Origin of the sequence: Streptomyces sp. AgN23 (assembly GCF_001598115.1) — a bacterium.
Lineage (GTDB): Bacteria > Actinomycetota > Actinomycetes > Streptomycetales > Streptomycetaceae > Streptomyces > Streptomyces antimycoticus.
Genome location: NZ_CP007153.1, coordinates 9,270,338 through 9,278,983 on the forward strand (window position 1 = coordinate 9,270,338; position 8,646 = coordinate 9,278,983).

The 8,646-nt window shown below is 69.1% G+C and carries 5 protein-coding genes; all 5 read left to right on the forward strand.

The genetic code is table 11. From position 1 onward, the window contains the following. The first annotated feature begins 289 nt into the window (after positions 1 to 289). The 5 genes from AS97_RS40280 to rfbB all read left to right on the forward strand — a co-directional run bounded on the left by AS97_RS40280 (position 290) and on the right by rfbB (position 8,598). Positions 290 to 1,330: a beta-ketoacyl-ACP synthase 3 gene (locus AS97_RS40280; protein WP_059145983.1), complete on the forward strand. Its 1,041-nt coding sequence runs from the start codon at positions 290 to 292 to the stop codon at positions 1,328 to 1,330. A 38-nt stretch (positions 1,331 to 1,368) separates the two neighbouring features. Then, the gene (locus AS97_RS40285) at positions 1,369 to 3,087 is read left to right on the forward strand and encodes a 3-hydroxyacyl-CoA dehydrogenase (RefSeq protein ID WP_059145982.1); all 1,719 of its coding nucleotides are present in this window, start codon (positions 1,369 to 1,371) and stop codon (positions 3,085 to 3,087) included. 637 nt (positions 3,088 to 3,724) lie between these two features. Continuing rightward, positions 3,725 to 6,601: an AAA family ATPase gene (locus AS97_RS40290; protein WP_247204643.1), complete on the forward strand. Its 2,877-nt coding sequence runs from the start codon at positions 3,725 to 3,727 to the stop codon at positions 6,599 to 6,601. A gap of 136 nt (positions 6,602 to 6,737) precedes the next feature. Continuing rightward, on the forward strand, positions 6,738 to 7,610 hold the full coding sequence (gene rfbA / locus AS97_RS40295; protein ID WP_059145980.1) for a glucose-1-phosphate thymidylyltransferase RfbA: 873 nt from the start codon (positions 6,738 to 6,740) through the stop codon (positions 7,608 to 7,610). Positions 7,611 to 7,623: 13 nt separating this feature from the next. Then, on the forward strand, positions 7,624 to 8,598 hold the full coding sequence (gene rfbB, locus AS97_RS40300) for a dTDP-glucose 4,6-dehydratase (RefSeq protein ID WP_210566618.1): 975 nt from the start codon (positions 7,624 to 7,626) through the stop codon (positions 8,596 to 8,598). Positions 8,599 to 8,646: the final 48 nt, after the last annotated feature.

Here is an 8,646-nt window from a genome sequence, read left to right on the forward strand (position 1 = left end):
AGCCGGTCTGCCTTCGGCCTGCATGTATCGGTACCACCTTGAGCGGGTGCCCGCCATGCGCCGGCTCATACGGTGGACCGGGTTCATTCGGTAGGGGGCCTAGGGGGGTGATGGGTTAGGGGTTATCCGTGCCGTGCCCGGTCCGTAGCGTCAATGCCCGGCATGGATCCGGAGGGAACCACTCAATGCTTCTTCTCGAGCACCGCCGAACCCCGCGAACAGCGATGACAGCGATGACAGCGACGGCACCGGCGAACGCGGCGGTGGCCGCTGGGGCCGGGAGACACGGATGACCGACCACCCGGTCCGGACACCGGGCGGCCGGCCCGTCGGGATCCTCGGCACCGGCTCCTATCTGCCGGCCGAGGCCGTGTCCAATGAGCTGGTGGCCGAGCGCGCCGGGGTGACCGCGGAGTGGATCTCGGCCAAGACCGGGATCCGGCGCCGCCGTTACGCCGCCGACCACGAGGCCACCTCCGACCTGGCCGTGGAGGCGGCCCGCGCCGCCCTCGCGGACGCCGGGATCCACGCCGGTCAGCTCGGCTGGATCGTGGTCGCCACCTCGACACCCGATCACCCCCAGCCGGCCACCGCCTGTCTGGTGCAGCACCGGATCGGTGCCACGGGCGCCGCCGCCTTCGACATCAACGCGGTCTGCAGCGGCTTCGTGTTCGCCCTGGTGACGGCGGCCGGGCTGCTGTCGGCCGGGTCCGGCGCCCCCGCCCCGTACGCACTGGTGATCGGCGCCGACGTCTACTCCCGCATCATCGACCGCACCGACCGGCGCACCGCGGTGCTCTTCGGCGACGGGGCGGGGGCGGTGGTGCTCGGGCCCGTGCGCCCCGGCTACGGCCTTACCGGATCGCTGCTCACCAGCGACGGCGCACTCCACGAGCTGATCCAGGTGGCGGCGGGCGGCAGCCGCGCGCCGGCCTCCGAGAAGACCCTCGCCGACGGGGGCCACTTCTTCCGGATGCGGGGCCGCGCGGTCAGCGAGTACGTCCTCGCCGAGCTGCCGCGTGCGATACGGGCCCTGCTGGCCGCGCAGCGCACGGACGCCGCGAGCGTGGACCACTTCATTCCCCATCAGGCCAATGGCGTGCTGCTGGCCAAGGCGCTCCCGGACCTCGGGCTGCCGCGGGCACGCACGCATCTGACGGTGGCCGAGCACGGCAACACCAGCGCCGCCTCCATCCCGCTGGCGCTCGACGACGCCCGGCGACAGGGCGCGTTCACCGACGGCGAGTTGCTGCTGCTGGCCGGTTTCGGCGGCGGGATGTCGCTCGGCGCGGCGCTCGTCAGGTGGCAGGACGGCCACGGCGGTTCGTGAGCTACCCAAGGTCCCAGCCAGTGAAAGGACTCATCGGCATGGCACAGCGCTTTCCCACCGTCGCGGTGTTCGGGCTCGGCACCACCGGCTGCCACCTCGTGGACGCCCTGGTCCACGGCGGTCGGCGGGTGATCGCCGTGGAGCGGGACGAGGCGGCCCTGCGGCGCGGCCGGGGGCGGATGACCGCGGCGGAATCCGCGGTCGAGTTCACCACCGACCCGGCGGCCGCCGCACGGGCCGATCTGGTGGTCGAAGCGGTCCCCGAACGGCTGGAGACCAAGCGCCGGCTGCTCGCCCGCGCCCACGCCGACTGTCCGCCGGAGACGGTGTTCGCCACCACGACCACCGGGCTCCCGGTGACCGAGATCGCCTTCGGCTCCGGCCGGACCGACCGCACGGTGGGGCTGCACCTCTTCCCGCTGGGCCCGGACCGCGAGGACCGGGCGGTGGAGGTGGTGGGCACCCCGCTCACCGGCGACGCGGTCCTGGCGGACGTCCAGGAACTGGTCCGCGACCTGGGCCGGATCCCGGTGCCGGTGGCCGACCGGCCGGGCTTCATCGGGGGCGCGCTCACCATGGCGTACCTCAACAACGCCGTGGCCATGTACGAGCGGCGCTACGCCTCGCGCGACAGCATCGACACCGCCATGACGCTCGGCTGCGGACTGCCGATGGGGCCGCTGGCCCAGCTGGACGCCATCGGCCTGGACACCGCGCGGGACTCCCTGGAGGCGCTGTACGAGCGGACCGGCGATCCGCGGTACGCACCCGCGCCCACCCTGGCCCATATGGTCACCGCCGGTCTGGTGGGGGTGAAGGCGGGCCGCGGCTTCTACGAGTACGAGGCGGGCGGCGCCGCCCGGGGCGGGGAGGCGGACGGCCTCGGCGAGCCCGTACCGGCGCGCGCGGTGCGGCGGATCGGGGTGGTGGGCTCGGGCACGATGGCCGTCGGCATCGCGGAGGTGTGCGCGCGCGCCGGCTATCCGACGGTGCTGGTGGCCCGCAGCGAGCTGCGCGCGAAGGAGGCCACGGCCGCCGTGGAGCGCTCGCTGGAGCGGGGAGTGCGGCGCGGCAAGCTGGCGCCCGGGCTGCTCACCGAGTCGATGGACCGGCTGACCGCGGGACGTGAACTTCAGGCGCTCGGCACCTGCGACCTGGTGGTCGAGGCCGTGGCGGAGGACATCGACGTCAAGCGGGCCGTGTTCGCCGATCTGGACCGGGTGTGCGCACCGGGGGCGGTGCTGGCCACCTCCACCTCGAGCCTGCCCGTCATCGCATGCGCGATGGCGACGCGGCGGCCCGAGGACGTCATCGGGATGCACTTCTTCAACCCGGCGCCGGTGATGCGGCTGGTCGAGGTGGTGCACACCGTGCTCACCTCCAAGGAGGCCCTGGGCACGGCGCACGCCGTGGCCGCGGCGCTCGGCAAGCGTGCGGTGGACTGTCCGGACCGGGCCGGTTTCATCGTCAACGCCTTGCTCTTTCCCTATCTCAACAGCGCGGTGGCGATGGTCCAGGAGGGCTGGGCCACCGCCGAGCACATCGACACGGTGATGGCGGCCGGGCAGGGCTATCCGATGGGTCCGCTGCGCCTGCTGGATGTGATCGGACTCGATGTCTCCCTCGCCATCCAGCGCACCCTGCACGGCACCTTCCGGGATCCGGCCCTGGCTCCGGCCCGCCATCTGGAGCGGCTGGTCGAGGCAGGTCACCTGGGCCGCAAGGGCGGCAGGGGGCTGCACCTCCACGAGCGCTAGTGGCGGATCACGGGGGATGCCGGGGCCGGGGGACACACCGTCCCCCGGCCCCGGCATCCGTATGCCCCCGAGCGATGACAATGGGCAGGCACGTGCCATTGGAATAGACCAAGGGGTTGGATGCTTGACTGTGGAATTCATTGTGACAGGGATGAGTGTGCCATCCCTCTGTCCGCTTTATGGCATGAGAATTCCCGGCGAATCACTTGCGGTTACCGATGACAACAGACATAAGAATCGCATTAGCGATCAAAACGGGCAAATAAATGTTCGAAGGGGATCCGGGGTGCCTCAATGGATGACCACTTGGTGTCAAGCCAAGGATGTCCTGGCTTATCCCGGGTCCTGCTAGGGGGGCTCGTGTATGCTGGCCCCTCCGAACAAATGCCCACGTGAACGGGGGTGGCGCAGGGTTGTCAGGGTGTTGGTGCACTTCAGCTTCGCGGTGTTGCCCACGTAAGGGCCGGCTCGATCGCATCGATTTTGTCGATCGTCGGGCAGTTAGCTCAGAATTGGTAATTCGTTAACGATGATTTTACGTGCGGCGATGGTGGCGTGGCCGGTGGGCGTATAGCTTGCTGGAGGTCGTTCGGGCTGCCGTGAGCAGTGCTTCGCGTCGCATTCGGGGGTGCGAGCAATGGTATTTTCATCGGCCAGAGTCAGACAATTCGACGCACAATTCGAGAGACTTCGTCGGACGTTTTCCCGATGCCTCTCGGGGGAAGCGGGCATCGTGCTCGTCGAGGGCGCGGTCGGATGCGGCAAGACCCATACACTCGAAGCCGTCACGGCCCATGCGGCGAAGGCCGGAGCCCTTGTCCTCAAGGCCTACGGAACGTCGGCCGACCGGGCTCCGCTCGGCACACTGCGCCAGCTTCTGGACTCGCCCCGGCTGCCCAAGGCAACCGCCGACCATCTGCGCAAGGCGCTTGACCAGGGCGCCCTCGACGCCTCACAGCCCCGTGAAACCCCTGGTGGCGACCCCGCCGGCGTGACCCAGCCGCATATCCAGGCGGCCAGGGAGTTCCGTGCCGCGCTGTATGAACTCGCCTTACGCGAACCGGTGGTGATCTGCGTCGACGAACTCCAACTCGTCGACGCGGAGTCACTTCAGTATCTGCTGTACCTGGCGACCCGTTCACGCTCCGCCAAACTGCTCATGGTGTTCGCACAGGCGACGGACAGCGATCAGAAAGACGCGGTCTTCAATACCGAACTGCTACGTCAACCCAATTTCCAGCGGCTGCGGCTGGAGAGGCTGTCCTGGGAGGAGACCGCACATCTGCTGACCACCCGTCTGGGACTTCCGGATTCGGCCGATGTGGCCTACACCTGGTATGAGGTGAGCGGCGGTAATCCGTTGTTGCTACGCGCGGTGATGGACGATTACCGCACCGCCGGGGCGCCCCCACGGCACGGTCGCGCCGTGGAACCCGTGGTGGGCGACATGTTCGTCCAGGCCGTGCTCACCTGTGTCTACCGCAGCGGGCACACCGTTTCCCGGCTCGCCGAGGGCATCGCGGTGCTCGGCGCCTCCGCCTCCCCCGAACTCCTCGGCCGGCTGCTGCGCATCGGCCCCGCCGGAACCCGGCGCGGAGTCGCCGCGCTGGACGCGGCGGGCCTCGTCGACGGTCTCGCCTTCCGCCATCCGTATGTAGAGGCCGCGGTGCTGGAGGACATGGACCCCGAGGTCCGGCTGGACATGAACCGCCGTGCCGCCGTCCTGCTGCACCAGGGCGGCGGGGGCACCCTCGCCGTGGCCCGCCATCTGCTCGCCGCCCAGGGCACCGACGAGCCCTGGGCGGTGCCGCTGCTGCGGGACGCCGCGCAGCAGGCGCTCGCCGAGGACGACGCCAAACTTGCGGTCGCCTGCCTGGAGTTGGCGTACGCGGCTTGCCAGGACGAGGAGCTGCGGGCCGGCATCAGGATCGGCACCGCCGGGATCATGTGGCGGCTCAACCCCTCGGCGTCCGAGCGGATGATCGAGGAGCCGCTGGCCGCGCTGTGCGCCGACCGGCTGCCCGCCGCCCATATCGGACGGCTGGTCGAACTGTTGCTCGCCCACGGCCGGATCGAGGAGGCGCGCGGCGCCATCGGCCGGCTCAACGCCGTCATGAGCAACGCGGGACCCACCTCGATGGCCCAGTTCCGGATGACCGCCCGCTGGGCCCAGGACTCCGGTGCGCCGGACCGCGGCCCCGGGGCCGCGGCGCGCCAGGGCGAGGACGGCGGCGCCTCCCGTACGCCGCTCAGATCCCGCAGACCCTCCTCGCTGTCGACGATCACGGCGGCGTTCAGCGGCTTCTTCGGCCGTGGGGGGAGCGAGGAGTCGCCCGTCGCCGCGGCGGAGAAGGTGCTCGAGGTCTCTCCGCTCACCGATGCCACCTTCGAGCCCATCGTCAACTCGGTGAACGCGCTGGTGTACGCGGGCCGCCCGGACAAGGCGGCGCCGTGGTGCGATTCGCTGATGGAGGAGGCCGAGCGGCGCCGGGCACCGGGCTGGCGGGCCATCTTCGCCTCGATCCGGGCCGAGATCGCCCTGCGGCAGGGCAACCTCGTGGAGTCGGCCGCCTATGCGACCATCGCCCTGGACATCGTGCCCGGCAGCGACGGAAGCGTCTTCATCGGCGGCCCCCTGGCCAGCCAGATCCTCGCGTACACGGCGATGGGCAAGTACGACGCGGCGGCGCGGCAGCTGAGCCGCCCGGTCCCCGAGGCGTTGTTCAAGAGCATCTACGGACTCGGCTACACCCGCGCCCGCGGCCGCTATTACCTGGCCACCAACCGCATCAACGCGGCGCTCGGCGAATTCCTCATGGCCGGCCGGCTCGCCCAGCTGTGGGAGCTGGACCAGCCCGCACTGCTGCCCTGGCGCTCCGACGCCGCCGAGGCGTGGCTGGAGCTCGGCGACCGGGAGAAGGCCGCGAAGCTGGTCTCCGAGCAGCTGGCCAGGAAGGGCGCCGGGGACTCCCGGGTCCGCGGCGTCTCCCTGCGGTTACTGGCCGCCGCGGGCGACATCGAGAACCGGTCCCGGCTGCTCGGTCAGGCCGTGGAGGAGCTGCAGTGCTCCGGCGACCGCCTCGAGCTGGCCCGGGCGCTGGACGACCTGGGTCGCACGCTGCGCGGCTCCGGGGAGCTCGGACGGGCCGACGCCATCACCGGCCGGGCCTGGCGGATGGCCAAGGAGTGCGGGGCCGAGGAGCTGTGTGACCGGATCCGCCTCGACTCCGGTCTGGAGGCCCGCGATCCACGGCCGGTGGTACGGCCGATGTCCGGACCGCTCGGCCCGAAACCGGCGGTGCCGCCGACCCTCGGGACGAAGCTCAGCGAATCCGAGGCCCGGGTCGCCGCCCTGGCGGTGGACGGTTATACGAACCGGGAAATAGCCGCCAGCCTGTTCATCACCATCAGCACAGTTGAGCAGCATTTGACGCGGGTGTACCGCAAGCTGAATATAAGGAGTCGCCAGCAGCTGCCGACCGCGCTGCGGGCCCAGGTGGATGAAATCGCCTGAGCGCTGACGGGGGCGAGGTCCCGCGGAAGGGGTGGCGGCATGATGCCACCCCTGTTCCATGACCACCCCTGATTACCCCCCTATCGCCGCGGCAGACCTGGAGCGCGGGCCGACGGCGTTGATAGCTTCTGGCCGCATGAAGGGCATAGTCCTCGCCGGAGGAAGCGGTACCCGACTGCATCCTTTGACACATGCGGTGTCGAAGCAGATCCTTCCCGTCTACAACAAACCGATGATCTATTACCCGCTGTCGGTGCTCATGCTCGGCGGCGTCAGGGAAATACAGATCATTTCCACCCCGCTCCATGTGGGACTGTTCCGCGCGCTCCTCGGCGACGGCCGTCGGCTGGGCCTTTCGATCGAGTACGCCGAACAGCCCGAGGCCAATGGCATCGCCGAGGCATTCATCATCGGCGCCGAGTTCATCGGCGACGACCAGGTGGCACTGGTCCTCGGGGACAACATCTTCCACGGGCCCGGGTTTTCGAAGATGCTGCACAACGAGGCAAGCCATGTCGATGGCTGCGTGCTCTTCGGCTACGGAGTCAAGGACCCCGAGCGCTATGGTGTCGGGGAAATGGACGAGCAGGGCCGGCTGATCTCCCTCGAGGAGAAGCCGGCCGTCCCCCAATCCAATCTGGCGATCACCGGCCTGTATCTCTACGACAACGACGTCGTGGACATCGCCAAGAACGTACAGCCCTCCGCGCGCGGTGAACTGGAGATCACGGACGTCAATCGCGTCTATCTGGAGCGCGGAAAGGCCAGACTGGTCGGGCTCGGCCGCGGATTCGCCTGGCTGGACACCGGAACCCATGACTCGCTGCTGCAGGCGGGCCAGTATGTGCAGCTTCTGGAACAGCGCCAGGGAGTGCGGATCGCCTGTCTCGAGGAGATAGCCTTCCGTATGGGTTTCATCGACGCGGCCGCCTGCTATGAGCTCGGTGCGGAACTCGGCAAGACGGAATACGGAAAATATCTGATGGATATCGCGGCCAATCATCGCTGAAGGGTTGTCTCCAGTGCGCATAGTTGTGACCGGCGGCGCGGGCTTCATCGGCTCCCACTTCGTCCGGCAGACGTTGACAGGGGCGTACGCCGCCTGGGCGGACGCCCAGGTCGTGGTGGTCGACAAGCTCACCTACGCGGGCAACGAGGCCAACCTGGCCGAGGTCGCCGACAGCCCCCGGCTGCGCTTCGTCCGCGGCGACATCTGCGACGGCCAACTCGTCGGGGAGCTGCTGCGCGGCACCGATCTGGTGGTCCACTTCGCCGCGGAATCGCATGTCGACCGCTCGATATCCGGCGCCGAGGAATTCGTGCGCACCAATGTGCTGGGCACGTACACCCTCCTCAACGCGGCCGCGAACGTGGGGGTCGGGAAATTCGTCCACGTTTCCACGGACGAGGTCTACGGCTCCATTGAAAGCGGCTCCTGGAGCGAGGAGGCACCGCTGGAGCCCAACTCGCCGTATTCCGCGTCCAAGGCATCCTCCGATCTGCTGGCCAGGGCCTTCCACCGCACCCATGGACTGCCCGTCTGCGTGACCCGCTGCTCCAACAACTACGGCCCGTACCAGCACCCCGAGAAGGTCATTCCGCTCTTCGTCACCAACCTCATGGACGGTACACCGGTGCCGCTCTACGGCGACGGCGGAAACGTCCGGGACTGGCTGCACGTGGACGACCACTGCCGCGGTATCTCCCTGGTCGCCGAGAACGGCCGCCCGGGAGAGGTCTACAACATCGGCGGCGGCACCGAACTGACCAATCTGGACCTCACGGAACGGCTGCTCGAACTCCTCGGCGCCGACCGGTCGATGGTCGAGAGGGTGCCCGACCGCAAGGGCCATGACCGCCGATACTCGGTGGACATCGCGAAAATCTCCGCCGAACTGGGATACCGCCCCGAGATGTCGTTCGAGAACGGCCTCGCGGAAACCGCCAAGTGGTACATGAAGCACCGAGGTTGGTGGGAGCCTCTCAAGAAGAGGTGACCACCCCTATAGCCACGGTTAGGGGTGCCGACGGTTAGGGGTGGTTGA

Excerpts from the sequence above, each read along its gene's own strand:
- AS97_RS40280 (WP_059145983.1), top strand. The coding sequence starts at position 290 with ATGACCGACCACCCGGTCCGGACACCGGGCGGCCGGCCCGTCGGGATC.
- AS97_RS40285 (WP_059145982.1), top strand. The coding sequence starts at position 1,369 with ATGGCACAGCGCTTTCCCACCGTCGCGGTGTTCGGGCTCGGCACCACC.
- AS97_RS40290 (WP_247204643.1), top strand. The coding sequence starts at position 3,725 with ATGGTATTTTCATCGGCCAGAGTCAGACAATTCGACGCACAATTCGAG.
- rfbA (WP_059145980.1), top strand. The coding sequence starts at position 6,738 with ATGAAGGGCATAGTCCTCGCCGGAGGAAGCGGTACCCGACTGCATCCT.